The sequence below is a fragment of the Streptomyces sp. NPDC018026 genome (genome assembly GCF_044327745.1).
Lineage (GTDB): Bacteria > Actinomycetota > Actinomycetes > Streptomycetales > Streptomycetaceae > Streptomyces > Streptomyces rubrogriseus.
Map to the genome: position 1 here is coordinate 558,486 of NZ_JBIRFY010000001.1, position 23,089 is coordinate 581,574.

Consider the following 23,089-nt stretch of genomic DNA (forward strand, 5'->3'; position numbering starts at 1 on the left):
GGCAAGGAAGCAGCATGGCAGCAGCATCGGCAACCGAACGCACCGTCATCGAGAACTGTGCGATCGCCACCGTGGACGCGGGCGACACCGAGTACGCCTCCGGACACGTCGTGCTCGCCGGCAACCGCATCGAGTCCGTCGGCGCGGGCGGGGCACCCCAGGACCTGGACAACGTCGTACGCCGGATCGACGCGACCGGCCACCTGGCCACCCCCGGGCTGGTCAACACCCACCACCACTTCTACCAGTGGCTCACCCGCGGCCTGGCCACCGACCACAACCTGTTCGACTGGCTGGTCGCCCTGTACCCGACCTGGGCGCGCATCGACGAGCCGATGGCCCACGCGGCGGCCCAGGGCTCGCTCGCGATGATGGCCCGCGGCGGCGTCACCACCGCCGCCGACCACCACTACATCCACCCGCGCGGCGCCGGCGACCTGTCCGGCGCGATCGTCCGCGCCGCCCGCGACATGGGCGTCCGCTTCACCCTCGCCCGCGGCTCCATGGACCGCGGCGAGTCCGACGGCGGGCTGCCGCCGGACTTCGCGGTGGAGAGCCTGGACGACGCGCTCGCCGCCACCGAGGCCACCGTCCGGGAGCACCACGACCCCGCCTTCGACGCGATGACCCAGGTCGCCGTCGCGCCCTGCTCGCCCTTCTCCGTCTCCACCGAACTGATGCGCCAGGGCGCCGACCTGGCCCGCCGGCTCGGCGTGCGGCTGCACACCCACGGCTCGGAGACCGTCGAGGAGGAGAAGTTCTGCCACGAGCTGTTCGGCATGGGCCCGACCGACTACTTCGAGTCCACCGGCTGGCTCGGCGACGACGTGTGGATGGCGCACTGCGTCCACATGAACGACTCCGACATCGCCGCCTTCGCCCGCACCGGCACCGGCGTCGCCCACTGCCCCTCCTCCAACGCCCGTCTGGCCGCCGGCATCGCCCGGGTCCCCGACCTGCTCGCCGCCGGCGTCCCGGTCGGCCTCGGCGTCGACGGCACCGCTTCCAACGAGTCCGGCGAACTCCACACCGAACTGCGGGGCGCCCTGCTGATCAACCGCCTGGGCGCCCACCGCGAGGCCGCGCTGAACGCCCGCAAGGCGCTGCGCCTGGGCACGTACGGCGGCGCACAGGTCCTCGGCCGGGCCGCCGAGACCGGCTCCCTGGAGGCGGGCAAGCTCGCCGACCTGGTGCTGTGGCGGATGGACACTCTCGCCCACTCCTCCATCGCCGACCCGGTGACCGCCCTGGTCCTCGGCGCCCCCGCACCGGTCACGGCGTCGTTCGTGAACGGCCGTCAGATCGTCGAGAACGGCAGGCTGCTCACGGCCGACGAGGACGCCGTCGCCCGCTCCACCCGGGACGAGGCACGGCGCCTGGCGCGGATCGCCGCGCAGGGCTGAGCCGGACGCCGCCGAACACCGCACAACAGAACACCGCACAGCAGGCAGAAGACCGCACAACAGAACACCACTTGATCTCCGGCCGGGAGGGACGGCTCCCGGCCGGTAACCGTGGACCCGAGCGGGGTCCACGGTGGCCTACTCCGGGGTGTGCGCCCCTGCGCGCACGCCCCGGAGCGGTCGCCCGTTCTCCCCGAACGGTCCGTCCCGGTCCCGCACGACCACCACTAGCTCCACCTCCCTGACACCCGCGTCAGAGCCGACGTGTAAACGACCGGAGGAACGCCGCCGTGGCCGACCACCCTGTTGACGAGAAACTCCCGCCACTGAAGATGGCGACGACCGGCCTGCAACACGTGGCCGCCATGTACGCCGGGGTCGTCGCCCCGCCCCTGATCGTCGGCGCGGCCATCGGCCTGAGCGCCACCGAGCTGACCTTCCTCACCGGCGCCTGCCTGTTCACCGCGGGCCTGGCCACCTTCCTCCAGACGCTGGGCATCTGGAAGATCGGCGCCCGGCTGCCCTTCGTCAACGGCGTCACCTTCGCCGGTGTCGCCCCCATGACCGCGGTCGTCGCCTCCACCGACGACAAGTCCGACGCGCTGCCGGTCATCTTCGGCGCGGTCATCGTCGCCGGACTCCTCGGCTTCGTCGCCGCCCCCTTCTTCAGCAAGGCGATCCGCTTCTTCCCGCCGGTCGTCACCGGCACCGTCATCACCCTGATAGGCATATCCCTGCTGCCGGTCGCCTTCGGCTGGGCCCAGGGACCCAGCCCCACCGCGGACGACTTCGGCTCGGCGACCAACCTCGGCCTCGCCGCGATCACGCTCGTCATCGTTCTGTTCCTGCGCCGCTTCACCCGGGGCTTCGTCAAGCAGATCGCGGTGCTGCTCGGCCTGATCGCGGGCACGCTCGTCGCCATCCCGTTCGGCGTCACGGACTTCGGCCCGGTCGCGGACGCCGACGTCGTCGGCTTCCCGACGCCGTTCCACTTCGGCGCCCCGCAGTTCCAGATCGCCGCGATCATCTCCATGTGCGTGGTGATGGTGGTCTCGATGACCGAGTCCACGGCCGACATGCTCGCCCTCGGCGAGATCGTGGACCGCCCGGCCGACGAGAAGACCATCGCGGCCGGGCTGCGCGCCGACACCCTCGGTTCCGCCCTGAGCCCGGTCTTCAACGGCTTCATGTGCAGCGCCTTCGCCCAGAACATCGGCCTGGTCGCGATGACGAAGATCCGCAGCCGGTACGTCGTCGCGGTCGGCGGCGGCTTCCTGGTCCTGATGGGCCTGTGCCCGATGGCGGCCTCGCTCATCGCCGTCGTGCCGCGCCCGGTCCTGGGCGGCGCCGGCGTGGTCCTCTTCGGCTCGGTCGCGGCCAGCGGCATCCAGACCCTGGTCCGGGCGAGCCTGGACAAGGACAACAACGTCCTGATCGTGGCGGTCTCCCTGGCCGTCGGCATCATCCCGATCGCGGCGCCGGAGTTCTACCACTCGTTCCCGGAGAACGCGCGGATCATCCTCGACTCGGGCATCTCGACCGGCTGCGTGGCCGCAGTCCTGCTCAACCTGGTCTTCAACCACATCGGCGGGCGGGAACGGGACGCGGAGGAAGTCACCCACCCGATGGAGGCGGGCGACGAGATCACCGAGGCGTCCCGTCAGGCGGCGATGAAGTGACGCCGGCTTCCCGTGCGGTGTGACTGTCGGACGCGTCCCGGGCGGCCCGCGGTGTGTGGGTGTGCCGCCCGGGACGAGCTGTCCCGGGCGGCTCAGCCGCGTGTCTCCACGCGGCGCCGCAGCACGACCGCCGCCAGGACCAGGGCGGCCGTGGCGACCACCGCCGCCACTCGGAACGCCAGTTGGTAGCCCTCGGCCGTGGCCGGCACGGTCGCCGTGCCCCGGCCGAGCAGACCGTCGGTGCGGGCCGCCGCGAGCGCCGACAACGCCGCCAGCCCCAGCGAACCGCCCACCACCTGCGTGGTGTTGAACAGACCGGACGCCAGCCCCGCGTCCTCCTCGCGGGCCCCCGACATCGCCAGCCCGGTCAGCGCGGGCATCGCGGCGGCGAAGCCCACGGCCAGGAGCAGCATCGGCGGGAGCACGTCCGTGAGGTAGCCGCCGTCCACCGGTGCGCGGCTCAGCAGCGCCATACCGGCCACGATCAGCACCAGCCCGGCCAGCAGCACCCGGTATGCCCCGAACCGGCCGATCGTGCGGGCCGAGAGCCCCAGCATCAGCACACCGATCAGGACCGGCGCCGGCAGGAACGCCGTCCCCGTCGCCAACTCGCCGTAGCCCAGCACCCGCTGGAGGTACTGCGCGCCGATGAACTGGAAGCCGTACATCGTCGCCACCATCAGCACCTGCACGGCGTTCGCCCCCGTCAGCAGCCGCGAGCGCAGCAGCCGCAGCCGCAGCAACGGGCGGGCGGCCCGCGCCTGCCGCACCGCGAACGCGACGAACAGGGCGAGCGCGGCCAGGGAGAGGAGCACTGTGGTGAGGGCGCCCAGCCCACCGGCACCGGTGATCGTGTACACCGTCAGCATCAGCGCGCCCGTGACCAGGGCCGCCCCGGGGTAGTCCACACCGCGACCGGGGCCCGCGGCCTCGTCGGGGGCGAGGACCCGGACCGCCGCCGCCCAGGCGGCCGCCCCGATCGGCAGGTTGATCAGGAAGATCCAGTGCCAGCTCAGTGCCTCGGTCAGCGCCCCGCCCAGGAAGGTGCCGAGCGCCCCGCCCGCCGCGCCGACCGCGCTGAACACCGCGATGGCGCGGGCCCGTTCACGCGGCTCGGGGAAGAGCGCGACCACCATGCCGAGCACCACGGCCATGGTCATCGCGCCGCCGACCCCCTGGACGGCACGGGCCGCGACCAGCACCTCCCGCCCGGTGGCCACCCCGCACAGCACGGAGGCCGCCGTGAACAGCGCGAGACCGGCGGTGAACATCCGCTTGCGGCCCACCAGGTCGCCGAGCCGGCCCGCGAGCAGCAGCAGCCCGCCGAACGGGATCAGGTACGCGTTCACGACCCACGCGAGGCCCGGACCCGTGAAGCCGAGGTCGCGCTGGACGGCGGGCATGGCCACCGTGACGATGTTGCCGTCCAGGATCGTCATCAGCGCCCCGGCGCACAGGACGACGAGCGACGTCCAGCGGGAGTACCTCCGCCCGCGTGCCGCGGCCGGTGACTCGGTCGTGATCGTCATGGTGACGTGCCCTCCGTTTCTCCGCGCCCCCTTGGGGCACGACTTGTAACGGGGACCATCGTGGGTAACGCTGGAGACCGGCATAAGGAGGCAGTCCGATGTCACAGCGGAACACCCGTGTTACCTCCCAGGTGGTGAACGCGCACGCGTGCCCGGTCCGGGAAGTTCTTGACAGGGTCGCGGGGAAGTGGAGCGTGCAGATCCTGGTCGCCGCGGCGCACGGCCCGCTCCGTTTCACCGAACTGGAGCGCGGCATCGAGGGCATCAGCCGCCGCATGCTGACCCTGACCCTGCGCAACCTGGAGCGCGACGGCCTGGTGACCCGCACCGTCCACCCGACGGTGCCGCCGAAGGTGGAGTACGCCCTGACGCCCGTGGCCCGTGAACTGCACGCCTCGCTGCAACAGCTGACGGACTGGGCCGAGCGCAACCGCCTGTACATCGCCGAGGCCCGCGCGGCCTACGACACCGAGCACCGGCCCGAGCTGACGGAGGCCTGACGCGGCACCCGTCGGCCTACATTCCGAACAGCTCCGGCCGGGCCGCCAGCTCCTTGAAGCGCTGCCGCGGGTCCGGCACCAGCCGGCGCTCGCGCAGGTCCATCAGCCCGCCGACGCCCTCGACCTCGGCGGCGACCGTGCCGTCCGCCTTGGTGATGAGCTGCCGGATCCGGAAGGTCTTGCCCGTGCCCCACTCGAACGCACAGGTCACCGTGACCTCGTCACCGGCGAGCAGCTCCCGCTGGAACCGGATGGTCGTCTCCAGGGCCACCGGCCCGACCCCGCGGGCGACCAGGTCCGCCTGCCGGATCCCGGCGGCCTGGAGCATCGACCAGCGGGCGTGCTCGGCGTAGTTCAGGTACACCGACTGGTTCAGATGGCCCTGGGTGTCGGTCTCGTACCCGCGGACGCTCACGGACACGGAGAACGGTTCGTTCACGGCTGCTGCCTCTCCTCGCACACATACTGACGGACCGATCCTGACATGCGGGTGTCACACCTTCCGCGGGGAGGCCAGCAGGTAACGGGCCCGTGTGCGCGGCTCGGTGTGCTCCCCGGTCTGCCAGCCGGCCCGCTCCAGCGTCGCCGCGCACTCCCGCAGCGCGGCGCCGTCGCCCTCGTACACGGCGACCGCCTCGGGCTGCGGCGTCGCCCGCACCCGGTACCCGTCCTCGCCGTCCGGACCGGCCGGACGCTGCCCGGCCGCCTCCAGGGCGAGCGCCGCGGCCCGCACGAGATGCGACCGCTCCCACGCGCACGGCCGGTCGGTGCTCCCGTCGGGATGCGTCATCCGCCGCAGTTCCAGCAGCCCCTGCCAGGCGCCGCGCACCTCGCGCAGCCGCGCGGGCCCCGCGTCGCCCGGGGCGGCCTCCTCCCCGCCGACCCGCGCGGCGAACACACCCTCGGCGGCCGGGGCTCCGGCGGGCTCCGGAGCCTTCGGCCCTTCCGGCGCCTCCACCGCCTCCCGTATCCGGTGCCCCGCCGGGGTCAGGAAGTGGTCGTGCGGCGGGCGCGGATGCCGGAAGGCGAGCCCCCGCTTCACCAGCGCCGCGAGCTGCGTCGGCGTCCCCCGCAATCGACCGGTGGCGGGCTCGGCGGCGTCGATGATCCGCCGCTGCGCGGCGGTGGGAGACAGGGCCACGGCGCGCTCCCCTTCTCTCGTCGGCTCACCGGTGACGCCTTCGAGACTACGACGGGGGTCTGACATTCCAGGCGGCGATCACCGGCCGCCCGTGCTCCGTCCCCAGCCGGCACAGCGTCCCCGTGCCCAGCTGGAACAGCGCCCCCTGCGAGGGCGGAAGGCCCAGGTGCCGGGCGGTCAGCACGCGCAGGAAGTGTCCGTGCGCCACCAGCACCACGCACCCCTCGGTGTTGGCGAACGCGGCCTCCACCGTGGCCAGCACCCGGTCGGCCCGCTCACCCACCTCCTCGGGCGTCTCCCCGGGGTGGTCCGGCGGTCCGGGCGCGACCCCGTCCGTGAACAGGAACCAGTCCGGCCTGCTCCGGTGGATCTCGACGGTCGTGATCCCCTCGTAGCCGCCGTAGTCCCACTCGTGCAGGTCCGGCTCGATCCGCACGTCGTGCAGCCCGATCAACTCGGCCGTCTCCCGGGCCCGCTGGAAGGGGCTGACGAGGGCCGCCCCGATCCGGTGCGACCGGATCAGCGGCACCAGACTCCGCGCCTGCTCCCGCCCCTTCTCGGTCAGCGGGACGTCCGTCAGCCCGGTGTGCCGGCCCGAACGCGACCACTCGGTCTCACCGTGCCGAACCAGAAAAAGATCACCCATGGGCCTCCACCTTTCCGCCGTGCTCGTGAGCACGGTGCCACATGCGCAGGGGGCCGCACGGAACCGACTCGGCCCCCTGCGCACGTCCCTGGGCAGGTCAACGGCCGTTCTTTGTGTCATGCGGCGTCATTTTGTCCATATGACATACGAGTTGATCATTTGTGATCATGAACACGCTTGCCGTGGGCGGGGGAACGCTATTGACTGACGCGGGCATTGTGAAGATTGCATGAGAATTCATGGGGGAGGGCGCACAAGTGCGCTGGTACAACCCGGCCGGGGGCAACCGGCACAGACGCATCACCGGTCCAACAGGACTGACAGCCGCAGTCACCTCGGTGGCCCTGGTGGCCTCCCTGTCGGCGCTCACCGTGCCGGCCGTCGCGGCTCCCGCGGCCCCGGCGGCGGCGACCTCGGCCTCCTCGGACGCGATGGTCGACCACGCCACCGCCGCCCGGCGTGCCGCGGCCACCGGCGAGCAGGTGGAAGTCACCGGTGAGCGCACCGAGTACACCACCACCACGGCCAACCCGGACGGCAGCTTCACCCTCGTGCAGTCCGCGGTCCCGCAGCGGGCCAAGGGCGACGACGGCACCTGGCGTGCCGTGGACGCCACGCTGGAGCGCAGGCCGGACGGCAGCGTCGGCCCCCGGGCCGCCGTCGTCGACCTGTCCTTCTCCGGCGGCGGCGACGGGTCGGGCCTGATCCGCCTGGCCAACGACGAGGGCAGCCTGCACCTCGACTGGCCCGGCCGGCTGCCCGAGCCCCGGCTGGAGGGCGCCAAGGCCGTCTACCCCGAGGTGCTCGACGGCGTCGACCTGGAGCTGACCGCCAGTGCCGAGGGATACCGCGAGGTCCTGGTCGTCAAGACCCCCCGGGCCGCGGCCGATCCGGCCCTGGAGCGGATCGAGCTGACCGCCTCCACCACCGACCTGCGGCTGATGCCGGGAGCCGGGGGCGGGGTGCGCGCCGTCGACACCGACGGCAACACCGTCTTCAAGGGCCCGGCCGGCCAGATGTGGGACTCCGCCGGCCAGGACGTTCGTCCGGGCACCGACGGCGTGCGAACCCAGCTCACCACCGCCGCCGACACCGGCGGCGAGGTCCCCGACCCGGTCGAGGAAGGCACCCAGCCCGGCGCCGGCGACACCAGTGCCGTCATGCCCGTCCAGGTCGACGACGACAGCGTCACCGTCGAGCCGGACCTCGGCCTGCTGCGCGGCACGGACACCGTCTACCCCGTCTACATCGACCCCTCGGTCGGCCTCGGCGTGTCCGAGCGCACCGTGCTGTCGTCCGACGGCGACAAGTTCTGGCAGTTCAACGGCGACTACGGCGTCGGCCGGTGCAGCGTGTCGGGCCCGTACTACTGCGGCAGCAACTACACGAACCGCATGTACTTCGAGTTCTCCCCGTCCAAGCTCGCCGGCAAGTACGTCCTCGACGCCACCTTCCGCGCCTACGAGACGTGGTCGTTCAGCTGCTCGGCCAAGTGGGTGGACCTGGAACGCACCAACAACATCTCGGAGGGCACCCGGTGGCCCGGCCCGACACAGCTGGACCAGATGGGCGACCGGTACGTCTCGGCCGGACGCGGCAGCCAGTGCAGCCCGGGCCAGCCCGACCAGTGGATCGAGTTCAACGACAACCCGGACGAGACCGATGAGAACCTCGCCTCCACGGTGCGCAAGTTCGCCGACGGCAAGATCAGCCGGCTCACGCTGATGCTGCGGGCCAAGGACGAGTCCGACCCCGAGGCGTGGAAGCGGTTCGACGACAACGCCGAACTCAAGGTGACCTACGCCTTCAAGCCCGGCGTGCCCACCAGCGTCGGCGTCATTCCCGGCGACGGCACCACCGCCTACTGCCGGACCTCCTCCTCCGACCCGCTGATCGTCACCCGTGTCGACCCCATGGTGCAGTCCCGTGTGCAGACCCAGGTCGAGCACCACCTGGGCGACGAGGAGGGCTCGCTCCAGTCCGAGTTCGTCGTCGAGCGCGGTGACGACGCGGCCTGGCACCAGGTGTGGTCCGGTTACCGGCCCTCCTCCGGCTGGGACCCCGACGAGACACTGGAGAAGATGCGCACCTCCAGCCGGGCGGACGGCGGTCTGTACCGGATGCGCTCGCGCACCCAGTCCCACTGGTCGTACAGCGGCAAGTCCGGCGACCTGTTCTCCTCCTACTCCTCATGGTGCTACTTCAAGATCGACTCGACGGCGCCCAAGGCCCCGGTGATCACCGCGGTCTCGCCGTACACCCAGTGCACCGCCGATCTGTGCGAGGGCAAGGGCGGTCCCGGTGTGGCCGGTTCCTTCACCTTCAAGCCCAACGCCGCCGACTCCGACATCACCGGCTACCGCTGGCGGCTGCTGACCACCTCGGCCAAGGAGGCCGAGGCGGTCACCGGCAAGTCCGTCACGGTCTCCGACGTGACACCGTCGCTGTCGGGCACACAGGTGCTCTCCGTGGAGGCCAAGGACGTCCGCAGCCGCTGGGGCGCACCGGCGGAGTTCAGCTTCAAGGTCGCCCCCGCGGCCGGCGCCACGGGCACCTGGCACTTCGACGACGCCCTGCCCGGATCGGGCGTGACGACCGCAAAGGACACCGCCGCCGAGGGCACCCGGCACGACGCCACCCTCTACACCGCGGGCGCCGGCTGGTCCACGCTGGCCCGGCGCGGCGACGCCGACAACTCGCTGTGGCTCAACGACGGGTCGGACACGACGCTGCGGGCGGGCTACGCCGCGACCGCGGCCCCGGCCGTGAACACGAGGGACTCCTTCACCGTCTCGGCGTGGGCCTATCTGACCGACACCTCCCAGAACCGGGTGGTGATGGCGGCCCCCGGCACCTACGGTTCGGCGTTCACGCTGTACTACTCGGCCTCGTACAAGAAGTGGGTCTTCAACCGGACCGCCGGTGACGTCAAGGACAATCCGGTCTACCTTCGGTCGCTCGGTGACGCCACCAGCCCGCCGCTGAAGGTGTGGACGCACCTGGCCGCCGTGTTCGACACGAAGAACGACACCGACAAGGCGAACGACACCGTCCAGCTGTTCGTCAACGGACGCCCGCAGGGCAAGCCCGTGGTACTCGGCACCGTGTCGACCGCCTACCAGCCGTGGGTCTCCTCCGGAGGTCTGCAGATCGGCCGCTCCCTGGTCGGCGGCGTCTGGGGCGAGCACTTCCGCGGCCGCCTGGACGAGGTGAACGCCTGGCAGCGCGTGCTGACCCCGGACGAGATCGCCCAGCAGGCGCAGCTCCTTGAGGAGGGCGTGCCGGCCAACGAACTCGTCGCGCAGTGGGACGCCGCCTCGTCCACCGGCACCACGGTCAAGGAGCTCTCCGCCTACCCCGCGCCGAGCCTGACGCTGTCGGCCACCGGGGCGGTGCTGGACGAGGAGAACAACGCCCTCGTCCTGGACGGCACCGCGGGCTACGCCTCCGCCACCGGCCCGGTCGTCGACGAGACCGGTTCCTTCACGGTCTCCGCCCGTGTCCAGCTGAACTCCGCCGAGCTCGCCTCGAAGCCCGTCGGGTACCAGGCCCTGGTCGCCGGGCAGCAGGCGAGTGCCGGTGAGTCCTCCTGGGCACTGTGGGCGGTGAAGCCCGCCGACGGCATCTACCAGTGGAAGTTCACCCGCACCGCCGTCGGCGCCGACGGCAAGGCGACCCGGTCCGCCGAGGCGCCGGGCGGCGACATCGCCGAGACCGACACCTGGGTGCAGGTCACCGGCGTCTTCGACGCCCAGGAATCCTGGGAGTGGACGGACCCGGCCGACCCGGCGAAGACGGAGACCCGCTACGGCAGACTCCACCTCTACGTCGGCGAGTTCGACCAGCCGTCGGAGACCGAGTCCGGCTTCACCACCCCCCAGTACGGCACCGGGGCCCTGACCGTGGGCCGCGGCAGCCAGGGCGGCACCACCGGGCACCACCTGCCCGGCGCCCTGGAGGAACTGCGCGTGTGGACCGGCGCGATGAGCGCCGACCAGGTCCGATCGCAGGTCCTCGGCGGCGTCTGAACGGCGCCCTTCCCTTCCTGAGCCGGTCCGGGGGCGCGGTCACCCGCGCCCCCGGACCGGCTCGCTCCGTCCGTCGCGGACCGGCGCCCGCCTTCGGCGCCGGGCCCCTTCGACGTTTCCTTCTCGGACAAGGAATCCCATGAGACACCAACCCCTGGGGGTCCCCCGCGCGGGGACCGGACCCGGCCCCCACCGGCGCCGGGCGGCACGTCCCTGGCTGCGCCGCGTCAGCGCGCTCGTCGGCATCACCCTGCTGTCCGGCCTGCTCGCCCCCGCCGCCACCGCCGACGACGTGGACCCGCTCGGCAGGCCCGAGTTGTCCGCGCCGAGCGCCCAGCAGGTGGCGCCGTTCGAGGCGAAGCAGAACGCCCGGACCGCGGCCGTCGTCCGCGACGCCGCACGCGCCGACCAGAGAGCCGCCGGCCGTGCTGTCAAGGACCAGTCCCGCGACACCAGTTGGCCCACCCACGGCTCGGCCCGCCTGACCGCGTCCGGGGCCGCGACCGCCGAGGCCGCCCCCGGCCGGCTGCCCGTCACCCTCGCCCCGCCGGCGGCGAAGAAGACCAAGCGCGCCCACAGCGTCAAGGTCGACGTGCTGGACCAGGGCGCCTCCCGCGGCCTCGGCGTCAAGGGCGTCGTCCTGAAGGTCACCGGCCCCACCGACGGCGGCGCGGCCCGCCTCGGCATCGACTACTCGGCGTTCGCCGCCGCCTACGGCGGCGACTGGGCCGGCCGCCTCCAGGTGCTGCGCCTGCCCGACTGCACCACCGGTGCCGCAGCCTGCCCGCCCGCGACGCCGGTGAGGTTCACCAACGCGCGCGGCGACGAACGGCTCACCGCCGACCTCGCCTTCGCCCCGAAGGCGACCTCCGGGCAGACCATGACCCTCGCCCTGGCGGCCGGCACCGCCTCCGCCGACGGCGACTACAAGGCGACCCCGCTGTCGCCGTCGTCGACCTGGGAGGCAGGCGGCAGCTCCGGCTCGTTCACCTGGTCCTACCCGCTGAAGGCGCCCGAGCCGGCCGCCGGCGAGGCCCCGAAGCTGGAGATCTCCTACGACTCCGGCAGCGTCGACGGCCGCACCTCCACCAGCAACAACCAGGGCACCGAGGTCGGCGAGGGCTTCGACATCACCTCGTCCTTCATCGAGCGCAAGTACGGCTCGTGCACCGACGACGGGCACAAGGACCGGCACGACCTGTGCTGGAAGTACGACAACGCCTCCCTCGTCCTCAACGGCAAGGCCACCGAGCTGGTCAAGGACGACACCACCGGCCAGTGGCGGCTGAAGAACGACGACGCCTCCAAGGTCACCCACTCCACCGGCGCGGACAACGGCGACGACAACGGCGAGTACTGGACCGTCACCACGGGCGACGGCACCCGCTTCGTGTTCGGCCTGAACAAGCTCGACGGCGCCGCCGCCGACGTCCGCACCAAGTCGGTGTGGACCGTGCCGGTCTTCGGCGACGACGAGGGCGAGCCTGGTTACGCCGACGGAACCGGCTTCACCTCGCGCGACAAGAAGCAGGCGTGGCGGTGGAACCTCGACTACGCCGAGGACACCCACGGCAACGCCACGACCTACTGGTACGAGGACGACACCAACAACTACGACAAGCTCGGCGACGACAACACCGGAACGTCGTACATCCGCGGCGGCTACCTGAAGGAGATCCGCTACGGACAGCGGGCCGGTGCCCTCTTCTCCGGCACCCCGGAAGCCTCGCACAAGATCGTGTTCGGTCACGCCGAGCGCTGCCTGGCCTCCGGTACCGGCTGCGACGCGCTCACCGAGGACACCCGGGACAACTGGCCCGACGTGCCGTTCGACCGGATCTGCAAGGACGGCGACAAGTGCCCGTACCTGGACAGCCCGTCGTTCTTCACCCGCAAGATGCTGACCTCGGTCAGCACCTACGCGTGGGACGCCGCGGCGGCCACCCCGGCCTTCTCGCCGGTCGACACCTGGGCCCTCAAGCACCTCTACCTCGACCCGGGCGACACCGGTGACTCCACCGACCAGTCGCTGTGGCTGGACGAGATCAAGCACACCGGCAAGCGGGGGACCGACCTCTCCCTGGACGCGGTGAAGTTCTCCCACGTCTTCCTGCCGAACCGGGTGGACGGACCCAGCGACGACATCCTGTCCTTCGAGCGGCCCCGGCTGAAGACCGTCGTCTCCGAGACCGGCGCGCAGACCGTCGTCGACTACCTGCCCGCGGACTGCGTGGCCGGGCAGACCATGCCCGAGGTGGACGAGAACACCGGTCGCTGCTTCCCGGTGTACTGGTCGCCCTACGGCCAGGAGGAGCCGATCCTCGACTGGTTCCAGAAGTACCCCGTCAGCTCGGTGCGCACCACCGACCCGCTGGGCGGCTCCGAGGCCGTGCAGCACACCTACGAGTACTCCGGCGGCGGAGCCTGGCACTACAACGACGACCCGCTGACCCCCGCCAAGGAACGCACCTGGTCCCAGTGGCGCGGCTACGGCAAGGTCACCCACTACACCGGGCCGTCCGACGGCACCCGGGCCAAGACCGTCACCGTGTACCTGCGCGGCATGGACGGAGACCGCGTCCTCGGCAGCGACGGCAAGACCCCCGACCCGGACCGGCGCAGGAAGGTGGAGGTCTCCGGCGTCACCGCCGTCGCCGTCACCGACTCCGACCAACTGGCCGGCTTCCAGCGCGAGAGCGTCGCCTACGACGGCGACAAGGAGGTCTCCGGCACCGTCAACGACCCCTGGTCCAAGCGGACGGCGACCCAGCACAAGTCGTACGCCGACACCGAGGCGTACTACGTGCGCGTGGGCGCCTCGCACGCCCGCACCCGCATCACCAGCCGACTCAACCCCTACGACCGGGTGCGCACCACCAGGACGAGCTACGACGACTACGGCATGCCCGTATCGGTCGAGGACCTCGGTGACGACTCCGTCACGGGGGACGAGAAGTGCACCCGCACCTGGTACGCCCGCAACGACGCCGCGGGACTGACCGCGCTGGTCTCCCGGACCCGGATCGTGGGCCGGGCCTGCTCGGTCACCGACTCCGCCCTGGACCTGCCGGCGGACGCCACGCGCCCCGGCGACGTCGTCTCCGACAAGGCCACCGCCTACGACACGACCACCTGGTCCGCCACGCAGAAGCCCACCAGGGGCGACGCGCGCTGGTCCGGACGCGCCAAGGGCTACGGCGCTGACGACCAGCCGCTGTGGCAGATGACGGCCGTCACCGACTTCGACACGCTGGGCCGCCCGGTCCAGGTGAAGAACACCAACAACGTCATCACCTCCAAGACCGAGTACCAGCCGCCCGCGGCCGGTCCGCTGATCTCCACCGCGGTCGTCAACGCCAAGGGACACCGGACCACCACGGTCAAGGACTTCGCGCTGGGCGCGGACCTGAAGGTCACCGACGCCAACGGGAAGGTGACGGAGAGCAGCTACGACAGTCTGGGCCGCGTCACCGCCGTGTGGCTGCCGAACCGCTCCCGCGCGCTCGGCAAGACCGCCAACTACGTCTACGGCTACAGCGTGAAGTCCACGTCGCTGCCGTGGGTCTCCAGCGCCACCCTGAACGGCGACGGCTCCGGCTACCACACCACCTACGAGATCTACGACTCGCTGCTGCGCACCCGGCAGGTGCAGGCGCCCTCGGCCCAGGGCGGCCGGATCATCGCGCAGACCCTCTACGACGGCCGTGGCCTGCCGGTGACCGCGCAGTCGGACATCTGGGACGACTCCGCGGCCCCGTCCGGCAAGATCGTGCAGATCGACGGCGGCCAGGCACCCCGGCAGACCGACAGCGTGTACGACGGCATGGGCCGCGTCACCAGGGCGGTCACCAAGAGCTACGGCGTCACCGAATGGACCGTCGACACCGCCTACCGGGGCGACCTGGTCCTCACCGGTGCCCCGGAGGGCGGCTCGGCCAACGCGGTGGTCACCGACGCGCTCGGACGGACCGTCGAGCGCCGTGACTACGCGGGCCCCCGCCCGGCCGGCACGGACTACCTGACCACGCGATACACCTTCGACGCCGCCGACCGGCAGGAGTCGATCACCGCGCACGACCGGTCCGCGTGGACGTACACCTACGACCTCTTCGGCCGCCAGGTGTCCGTCACCGACCCCGACAAGGGCACGACGCTCACCCAGCACAACGAGCTCGACCAGGCGGTGAAGTCCACCGACGGCCGCGGCAAGGCACTGCTCTTCGAGTACGACGTGCTGGGCCGCAAGACGGGCATGTGGCAGTCGGCGAAGACCGACGCCGGCAAGCTGGCGGCCTGGACCTTCGACACCCTCGCCAAGGGCCAGCAGGACACGGCCGTGCGCTACGAGGGCGGCGCGACCGGCAGGGCCTACGTCCAGAAGGTCACCCGCTACGACCCCCTGTACAAGGTCACCAACAACGAACTGACCCTCCCGGGGAACGACCCGCTGGTCGCGGCCGGCGTGCCCGCCAAGCTGGCCTTCTCCACGGGCTACAACCTCGACGGCACCGTCAAGCAGGCGGCCGCGCCCGCGGTGGCCGGCCTGTCCGCCGAGACCGTGTCCTACACCTACGACGAGCTCGGCCAGGTGCTGACCGCCAAGGGCACCACCGGCTACCTCCAGCAGACGGCGTACTCGCCCCTCGGCGATCTGCGCCAGATGACGCTGGCCACCGACCCGGCCGGAGCGAAGAAGGTCTATCTCAACAATGACTACGAGGCCGGCACCCGCCGCCTCACCCGGTCGTACGTCACCGACGACGTCCACGGTTTCATGCTCCAGGAGCTGAAGTACCAGCAGGACGACGCCGGCAACGTCACCTCCGTCTCCGACGCCACCACCCTGGGCGGCACCGGCAAGGCGGACCACCAGTGCTTCACCTACGACGGCCACCGCCGACTGAGCGAGGCCTGGACACCCAAGTCCGCCGACTGCTCCGCGGCCGGCCGCACCGTCGCCAACCTCGGCGGGGCGGCGCCGTACTGGACCAGCTACCAGTACAACGAGTCCGGGCTGCGCTCACGGCAGACCGAGCACGGCGCGTCGGGCGACGTCACGACGGAGTACGAGTACGGCACGGGCGAGGACGGGCCGCACGCCCTGTCCTCCACGGTGACCGGCGCCAAGACGGCGTCGTACACCTACGACGAGACCGGCAACACCGAGACCCGGCCCGGCGTCCAGGCCACCCAGACCCTGGACTGGAACTCCGAGGGCAGGCTCGCCACCGCGAGCGAGCCCGCCGCGGGCGGCAAGGCGGCCACCGGCACGGCCTACGTGTACGACGCCGGCGGCGACCTGCTCATCCGCCGCCCCACCACCACGGACGGAGAGACCGTCCTGTACCTGGGCACCACCGAGGTCCACCTCAAGGTGAGCGGCAACGGCGCGGCCAAGGCGCTCTCCGGGGCCCGCACCTACAAGGCGGGCTCGTCCGTCATCGCCGTCCGCACCTCCACCGCGGGCGTCAGCGGCACGAAGCTCACCTTCGTCGCCGGTGACCACCACGGCACCTCGGGGCTGGCGATCAACGCCGACACGCTGGCCTTCGCCAAGCGCTGGTCCACGCCGTTCGGCGCCCCGCGCGGCACGGCCTCCGGTGCCTGGCCCGACGACAAGGGCTTCCTCGGCAAGCCGGCCGACGCCACGACCGGCCTCACCCAGCTCGGCGCCCGCCAGTACGACCCGGACACCGGGCGGTTCTTGAGCGTCGACCCGCTGCTCGAACCGGACAAGCCCAACACCCTCAACGGCTACGCCTACGCCAGCAACAGCCCGGTCACCAACTCCGACCCGAGCGGCACCAGCGACGGTCTCGGCGGCCTCCTCGGCGCCATCGGGGCGATCATCGGGGGTGTCGTGGGCGCGGTGATCGGCGCGGTCGGCGCAGCGATCACGGCCGTCGGCTCGCTCGGCGGCGGCTCGGGCGGCGGCGGTGGCTGGGGCGGCACGGCGCCCACCTCGTCCGGTGGCTGGACCCAGCCGCTGACCAAGCAGTGGACGCCGGGGGCGACCTACAACTTCATCACCAAGTCGTGGGACCTGCCCTTCAACCCGCCCTCCCAGAGCCTGGAGGAGATGCTGGCGTCGATGCCCGACTGGGGCATCGTCAGCGACCCCAAGGCCGCCAACCGCTGGGAGACCTCACGCTCCCTGTTCTTCGGCTGGCTCTGGGGCGGCGGCTACCCGCTGCGCGAGCACCAGGACTTCCGCGGCGGCGACGCCTTCACGTCCATCCTGGCGCAGGACGAGACCATCTCCGGCCTGCGGTCGAAGATGGTCGGTCAGGCCCGCAAGGGCACGAAGGGGGCCTACGCCAAGGAGGTCGGGTTCCAGTACGTGGACGAGGGTCCCGAGCCCGGCAGCCCCTGGTACAAGTTCAACTCGCTGCGCGGTGCGGCCAAGGACATCGCCGGTGTGCTGACCAACGGCGCCGTGGGCACCGGCAACCAGGCCGACGCCTTCCTGGGTACGTACAGCGGCAAGGCCCGGATCAGCTCGATCAACAAGAAGGAGGGTTCGGTCACGCTCAAGTTCACCGCGTGGAACGGCTCCGACTGGCGGTCCGCGACCCACGTCATTCCCCGCTCGTGGAACCCCGCGTTCGAGGACACCTTCGGGGCGGCGGTCCGGGAGGACTTCTCCTGGGAGGAGAAGTGGCCCATCAACGAGTGCGTGAACTACTCGGAGTGGCTGGAGTAGCACCGCCGCGACCGTGACAGACACCCGGTGGTCCGGGGCGGCCCGCTGCCCCGGACCACCACCGCATCAGGCACCCTTCTAGGATTCCTCCGTGTTCAAGACACCCTTCGCGCCCGCCGTCCGCTGGACTGCCGCCGTGCTGATCACCCTGCTGGCGGCCACGGCGTGCGACGGCACCGGCGCGCGGGCCGCGACGGTCCCGGACGACCGCGTCACCGGCGCCTGGCAGGCCGGCGACGGCACGGCCCTCGCCCTGACCGCCGACCGCACCTTCACCGCGTCCGGGCTCGACTCGGGCAAGCTCGCCGGCACCGGCTGCCCCGGCGGGGACACCGGCGGCGACTGGGCCTTCTTCGCCGACGACGGCGACGGCCTGTACATGACCTCACCGCGGGCCCGGTCGGGATCGGAGATCGGCCTGTCCTTCGCCGAGCAGTCCGACGAACCCTGCCGGCTCACGCTGACGGTCGTCGACGACGGCGGCACCCTGTGCGCCACGTCGGACCCGGAGACCCCCTGCGACCTGGGCGTCCGCTTCACCCGGAAGGACACTCGGAAGGGCTGAGGCCCGGCCGCTACTGCCGGTAGCCGCTCAGGAAGCGCCCGATGCGCCCGATCGCCGCCTCCAGGTCCTCCGCGTGCGGCAGCGTCAGGATGCGGAAGTGGTCCGGGGAGGGCCAGTTGAATCCCGTCCCCTGCACCACCTGGATCTTCTCCCTGAGCAGCAGGTCGAGGACGAAGCGCTCGTCGTCGTGGATCCTGTGGACGGCCGGGTCGATGCGCGGGAAGGCGTACAGCGCGCCCTTGGGCTTGACGCAGGAGACACCGGGGATCTCGTTGAGCTTCTCCCAGGCCACGTCCCGCTGCTCGTGCAGCCGTCCGCCGGGGGCCGTCAGCTCGCGGATGGACTGGCGGCCGCCGAGCGCGGCCTGGATGGCGTACTGGGCGGGCGCGTTGGCGCACAGGCGCATGGAGGCCAGCATGGTCAGGCCCTCCAGGTAGTCCTTCGCGTGCTGCTTCGGCCCCGTCACCACCAGCCAGCCGGAGCGGAAGCCCGCCACCCGGTACGTCTTGGACAGCCCGCAGAAGGTCAGCACCACCAGGTCGGGGGCGAGGGACGCGGCGGAGTGGTGCACGGCGTCGTCGTACAGGATCTGGTCGTAGATCTCGTCGGCGAAGACCATCAGGCCGTGCCGGCGGGCGAGGTCGAGGATGCCCTCGACGATCTCCTTGGGGTAGACGGCGCCGGTGGGGTTGTTGGGGTTGATGATGACGACCGCCTTGGTGCGGTCGGTGATCTTCGCCTCCATGTCGGCCAGGTCCGGGTACCACTCCGCCTGCTCGTCGCAGAGGTAGTGCACCGCCCTGCCGCCCGCGAGGGTGGTCACCGCCGTCCAGAGGGGGAAGTCGGGGGCGGGGATCAGGACCTCGTCGCCGTCCTCCAGCAGGGCCTGGACGGCCATGGAGATCAGCTCGGAGACGCCGTTGCCCAGGAAGACGTCGTCCACGTCCACTTCCAGGCCGAGCGCCTGGTAGCGCTGGGCGACGGCCCGGCGGGCGGAGAGGATGCCGCGCGAGTCCGTGTAGCCGTGCGCCTGCGGCAGCATGCGGATCATGTCCTGCACGATCTCCTCCGGCGCCTCGAAGCCGAAGAGGGCCGGGTTGCCGGTGTTGAGGCGCAGGACGCTGTGGCCCGCCTCCTCCAGCGCGTTGGCGTGCTCGATGACCGGGCCGCGGATCTCGTAACAGACCTCGCTGAGCTTGTTCGACTGCCGGAACTCCATGCGCGGCTTCCCCTCCGGAATCTGGTGTTGCTTGGTTTTACCAAGTAGCAGCTTGGGAAGTCCAACAACTTGTCTACACTGCGTCGCATGTCACCACGTCCTCGCCGTAGCTACGACCAGTACTGTTCCGCCGCCCGCGCGCTCGACGCCGTCGGCGACCGCTGGACCCTGCTGATCGTCCGGGAGCTGCTCGCCGGTCCGCGGCGCTACACCGACCTGCACGCCGACCTGCCCGGCGTCAGCACGGACGTACTCGCCTCGCGGCTCAAGGACATGGAGCGCGAGGGACTGACGACCAGGCGTCGGCTGCCCCCGCCCGGCGCGGCGTACGTCTACGAACTCACCGCGCGGGGACGCGGACTGCTGCCCGTGCTGGAGGCGCTCGGCGCGTGGGGCGCGGGCGAGCTGGGGGAGCGGCGGCCGACCGACGCCGTGCGCGCGCACTGGTTCGCCCTGCCGCTGCTGCGGGCGCTGCGGGAGGCGGGCGCCGCCGAGGGCCTCGTCGAGGTCCGGCTGGAGGAGGGGGACTTCCACCTGTACGCCGACGCCCGCGCCGAGGGGGAGGACGGTCCCGTGTACGGCGAGGGGCCCGCACCGGGCGAGCCCGACGCCACGCTCGTGCTGGACGCCGCGACCTGCGCGGCCCTCGGCCGCGGCGAGGCCGCCCTGCGCGACGCGGTGCGCGACGGCCGCGTCGCGGTGACCGGCGACGGCACGGCGGCCAAGGCGCTGCGGGAGGCGTGAAACGGCAGAAGGCCCGCCGTGGGCGGGCCTTCCGGGTGGCGGTCAGGCGCCGGGCGGCACCCGGGACGGCCGTCCCGAACCCCGGGTCAGCGCGTAGCCGCCGATGCCCGCGAGCGCGGCCAGTACGGCCCCGATCCCGCTCCACACCCAGCGGTCCGACCACCAGCCCGACGACCAGCCGTCCTCCGGCTCGATCGCGGACAGCACGGCGCCCTTCTCGTCCTCGTCGCCCTGGTCGGCGCCGGAGGTCACCGCGATGCCCGGCACCAGCGGCTCGGCCAGCGAACCGTCCACCGCCGCGGCCCCGCCGATGTCCTTGGACTCCACCCTGACTTCGGCGGAGACCGGCACACCGAGGTCGGAGGTGGGCACGCTCACCGCCGTGAGCCGGACGTAGTAGGTGCCCGGCAGCGGGTCGTTGGCCCACGGCTCGGTCCAGGCGCGCACGGTGCGCAGCACGCAGGCCAGCTCGACGGACGAGGCGCCCGCGTCCGCGGTGCGGGCCTGGGCGCCCCACTGGCAGGCCTGGCGGCGGCGCAGGCCGTCGTACACGTCGACCCGCCAGGTCTGGGCGGCGTGCGTCTCGGGCAGCTTCACCGTGGCCTTCACGGTGGGGCGCTGCCCGGCGTCGGCCGGGAAGGACCAGTACAGGTAGTCGCCCGCGGCCCCGTTCGCCGTGGCCGCCTGCCCCTGCTCGAACTCGGTCGCCGTACGGAAGGACGTGCCCGCCGTGGTCGGCGCGTCACCGTCCCCCGAAGGGCTCGCGGAGGGCGAGGAGTCGGCCGCCGCGGGAGCCGCGGCCAGGCCGAGCAGCAGCACGGCCGCGCTCAACGCTCGGGTGAATCGCATCAGTTGGTCCTCCAGATCGCGAACCGCCAGCGCGAGAGCCAGCCCCACAGCAGACCGGCGACGAAGCCGACCAGCACCAGCAGGCCGAGCAGCCACCAGCCGCGCCCGAGGCCGAAGGCGGCCACGTCGTCGGAGTCGCCCGGACCGTCCACCACGTCGACGGTCAGCTCCAGCGGCAGACCCGGCGTGGTCTTCACGCCGGAGGCGACGGAGAAGGAGTTGGTGACCTGGAGGCACACGGCCTCGGCCGGGGCGTCCTCCTCGTCGCTCTCCTGCTTCGGGTAGCGCAGCCCCGTCGAGAGCACGTCGGTACGGCCGTTGCCCGCCGCCTCGCCGCGCACGATCTCCCGGCCGTGCACCGTCACCGCCCGCAGCAGCACCCCGTAGGACGGGTTCACGGCCCGGTCGGCGCCCACGCTCACCGAGGCGCGCAGCTCCTGGCCGGGCTCCACGTCCACCCGGTACCAGCGCTGCTGCCCGAACTCCTCGCGGTCGGTGTACAGCCCCGACTTGAGCGTCGGGGCCTTCGCACACGCGTCCGCGCCCTCGGTGGCCACCGGTGTCACCACCGGGTCGGCCGCCCGGTCCACCAACTGGTTGACCTTGTCGGTCAGTTCGTCGGTGTGCTCGACCGAGGTGTACGTGCCGCCGGTCGCCTCGGCGATGCAGCTGAGCTGCTGCCGCATCTTGGTGTTCGGGACCAGTCCCAGCGTGTCGATGGTCAGCCCGATGCCCTTGGCGGCGATCTCCCGGGCCACCTCGCACGGGTCCAGCGGGGCGCAGGTGTCCTCGCCGTCGCTGATCAGCACGATCCGCTTGGAACCGTCGCCGCCGTCGAGGTCGTCGGCCGCCTTGAGCAGCGCGGGCCCGATCGGCGTCCAGCCGGTCGGCGCCAGGGTCGCCACCGCCGTCTTCGCCTCGGTGCGGTCCAGCGGCCCGACCGGGTAGAGCTGCGCGGTGTCCTTGCAGCCGGTCTTGCGGTCGTCGCCCGGATAGTCAGCGCCGAGCGTCCGGATGCCCAGCTGCACCTCTTCCGGCGTCGCGTCCAGCACCTCGTTGAACGCCTGCTTCGCCGCCGCCATGCGCGTACCGCCGTCGATGTCCCGCGTCCGCATCGAACCGCTGACGTCGAGCACGAGGTCGACCTTCGGCGCGTCCTCACCCGTGGGTTCACCGGCACTCGCCCCGGCCGGGAACGCCATCCCGGCCGCCAGCGCGGCGAGCAGGGCACAGGCACCCGCCGCCAGCCGTGTTCTTGTGATCATCGGCGGATCCTATTGATCAGTGCCGCCGCGCTCCAAAACGGCGGGTGTCCGGCGACGGACATCCGCCGGACGAGCCGTCAGTTCTCACCGCCGTTTTCCGTGACAGACGTGAACAACCCCGCCAGCCGGGCCCGGTAGAGGACGGCGACCGTGAAGCCGTCGGTGATCCGTCCGTCGGCCACCATGGCTTCCGCCTCGGCGGCCGGCACCGTGATCACCCGCTGGATCGCCTCGCCCTCCTCCGGCGCACCCACCGACTCCACTCGTGCCGCGTAGAGTTCGACGCGGTGCGCGCACAGACCGGTGTCGGGGTGGAGCTCACCGAGGGCGATCACCACCGTGGGGCGCGCGGAGACCTCCTCCTCCAGTTCCCGCGCCACGTTCTCCTCGCCGGTCGCGCCCGGATTACCGAAGCCGCGCACGGCCTCCCAGTGCCGATCGCGGGTGGCGTGCCGGTAGTGCTCGATCAGCACGACCTTCGCCCCGTCGTCGAGCAGCGGCAGCACGACGACGCCGGGGGAGGACTCCGGAGGCGGCAGAAGACGGTCGTACAGCCCGAGCCGGCCGTCGGGGAACCGCACCGGATCGCGCAGATACCACAGATAGCGGTTGGCCGACACCACACCGGTCGGGACCGGCCGCAGGGCAGCCCTCGCCCACGCCCGCAGAGAACCCAACGGGCCGCGTCGCACCGTCGGGGCGGCCGACCGGCGGGCCCTGCGGACCAGCGCGGGGTCCGTCAGGATCTCGATGCCCCCTGGCTCGTTGCGGAACCACTCCGGAACGCGTCGGCGCAGGGCCTCGTACCGGTTCATCGG

The 23,089-nt window shown here is 72.0% G+C and carries 15 protein-coding genes; 7 read left to right on the plus strand and 8 right to left on the minus strand.

The window, feature by feature from the left end; genetic code table 11:
• Window positions 1-14 precede the first annotated feature (14 nt).
• On the plus strand, window positions 15-1,403 hold the full coding sequence (locus ACH4D3_RS02295) for an 8-oxoguanine deaminase (protein WP_398315446.1): 1,389 nt from the start codon (window positions 15-17) through the stop codon (window positions 1,401-1,403).
• Window positions 1,404-1,693: 290 nt separating this feature from the next.
• On the plus strand, window positions 1,694-3,082 hold the full coding sequence (locus ACH4D3_RS02300; protein ID WP_398315448.1) for a nucleobase:cation symporter-2 family protein: 1,389 nt from the start codon (window positions 1,694-1,696) through the stop codon (window positions 3,080-3,082).
• 92 nt (window positions 3,083-3,174) lie between these two features.
• Here the strand turns inward: ACH4D3_RS02300 and ACH4D3_RS02305 are convergent, their stop codons facing one another.
• Window positions 3,175-4,611: an MFS transporter gene (locus tag ACH4D3_RS02305; protein ID WP_398315450.1), complete on the minus strand. Its 1,437-nt coding sequence runs from the start codon at window positions 4,609-4,611 to the stop codon at window positions 3,175-3,177.
• A 98-nt stretch (window positions 4,612-4,709) separates the two neighbouring features.
• Here ACH4D3_RS02305 and ACH4D3_RS02310 point away from each other — a divergent pair, with 98 nt between their 5' ends.
• On the plus strand, window positions 4,710-5,111 hold the full coding sequence (locus ACH4D3_RS02310) for a winged helix-turn-helix transcriptional regulator (RefSeq protein WP_398315452.1): 402 nt from the start codon (window positions 4,710-4,712) through the stop codon (window positions 5,109-5,111).
• Window positions 5,112-5,127: 16 nt separating this feature from the next.
• Here the strand turns inward: ACH4D3_RS02310 and ACH4D3_RS02315 are convergent, their stop codons facing one another.
• The 3 genes from ACH4D3_RS02315 to ACH4D3_RS02325 are packed head-to-tail and all read right to left on the minus strand — an operon-like array spanning window position 5,128 to window position 6,898.
• Window positions 5,128-5,550, minus strand: a complete 423-nt coding sequence (locus tag ACH4D3_RS02315; protein ID WP_398315454.1) for an acyl-CoA thioesterase — start codon at window positions 5,548-5,550, stop codon at window positions 5,128-5,130.
• Window positions 5,551-5,604: 54 nt separating this feature from the next.
• On the minus strand, window positions 5,605-6,252 hold the full coding sequence (locus ACH4D3_RS02320; RefSeq protein ID WP_398315456.1) for a hypothetical protein: 648 nt from the start codon (window positions 6,250-6,252) through the stop codon (window positions 5,605-5,607).
• A gap of 46 nt (window positions 6,253-6,298) precedes the next feature.
• Window positions 6,299-6,898 (minus strand): histidine phosphatase family protein, encoded by a 600-nt coding sequence (locus ACH4D3_RS02325; RefSeq protein ID WP_398315458.1) that lies wholly within the window; start codon window positions 6,896-6,898, stop codon window positions 6,299-6,301.
• Between the two features lie 239 nt (window positions 6,899-7,137).
• On the opposite strand from ACH4D3_RS02325, the gene ACH4D3_RS02330 reads away from it, so the two are divergent.
• From ACH4D3_RS02330 to ACH4D3_RS02340, 3 genes are all read left to right on the plus strand, one after another.
• Complete coding sequence (locus tag ACH4D3_RS02330; protein WP_398315460.1) at window positions 7,138-10,926, plus strand: LamG-like jellyroll fold domain-containing protein; 3,789 nt, start codon at window positions 7,138-7,140, stop codon at window positions 10,924-10,926.
• Window positions 10,927-11,065: 139 nt separating this feature from the next.
• Window positions 11,066-17,629 (plus strand): RHS repeat domain-containing protein, encoded by a 6,564-nt coding sequence (locus tag ACH4D3_RS02335; protein WP_398315462.1) that lies wholly within the window; start codon window positions 11,066-11,068, stop codon window positions 17,627-17,629.
• A 91-nt stretch (window positions 17,630-17,720) separates the two neighbouring features.
• Window positions 17,721-18,194: a hypothetical protein gene (locus ACH4D3_RS02340; protein WP_398315464.1), complete on the plus strand. Its 474-nt coding sequence runs from the start codon at window positions 17,721-17,723 to the stop codon at window positions 18,192-18,194.
• A gap of 10 nt (window positions 18,195-18,204) precedes the next feature.
• Here the strand turns inward: ACH4D3_RS02340 and ACH4D3_RS02345 are convergent, their stop codons facing one another.
• Window positions 18,205-19,413 (minus strand): pyridoxal phosphate-dependent aminotransferase, encoded by a 1,209-nt coding sequence (locus ACH4D3_RS02345; protein WP_109029575.1) that lies wholly within the window; start codon window positions 19,411-19,413, stop codon window positions 18,205-18,207.
• An 87-nt stretch (window positions 19,414-19,500) separates the two neighbouring features.
• Here ACH4D3_RS02345 and ACH4D3_RS02350 point away from each other — a divergent pair, with 87 nt between their 5' ends.
• The gene (locus ACH4D3_RS02350; protein WP_398315466.1) at window positions 19,501-20,157 is read left to right on the plus strand and encodes a winged helix-turn-helix transcriptional regulator; all 657 of its coding nucleotides are present in this window, start codon (window positions 19,501-19,503) and stop codon (window positions 20,155-20,157) included.
• A 42-nt stretch (window positions 20,158-20,199) separates the two neighbouring features.
• Here ACH4D3_RS02350 and ACH4D3_RS02355 read toward each other — a convergent pair whose 3' ends face one another.
• From ACH4D3_RS02355 to ACH4D3_RS02365, 3 genes are all read right to left on the minus strand, one after another.
• Window positions 20,200-21,006, minus strand: a complete 807-nt coding sequence (locus tag ACH4D3_RS02355) for a hypothetical protein (protein WP_398315468.1) — start codon at window positions 21,004-21,006, stop codon at window positions 20,200-20,202.
• Complete coding sequence (locus tag ACH4D3_RS02360) at window positions 21,006-22,271, minus strand: VWA domain-containing protein (protein WP_398315470.1); 1,266 nt, start codon at window positions 22,269-22,271, stop codon at window positions 21,006-21,008. The genes ACH4D3_RS02355 and ACH4D3_RS02360 overlap by 1 nt, the downstream gene beginning before the upstream one ends.
• 77 nt (window positions 22,272-22,348) lie before the next feature.
• Window positions 22,349-23,086, minus strand: a complete 738-nt coding sequence (locus tag ACH4D3_RS02365; RefSeq protein ID WP_398315472.1) for an NUDIX hydrolase — start codon at window positions 23,084-23,086, stop codon at window positions 22,349-22,351.
• Window positions 23,087-23,089 lie beyond the last annotated feature (3 nt).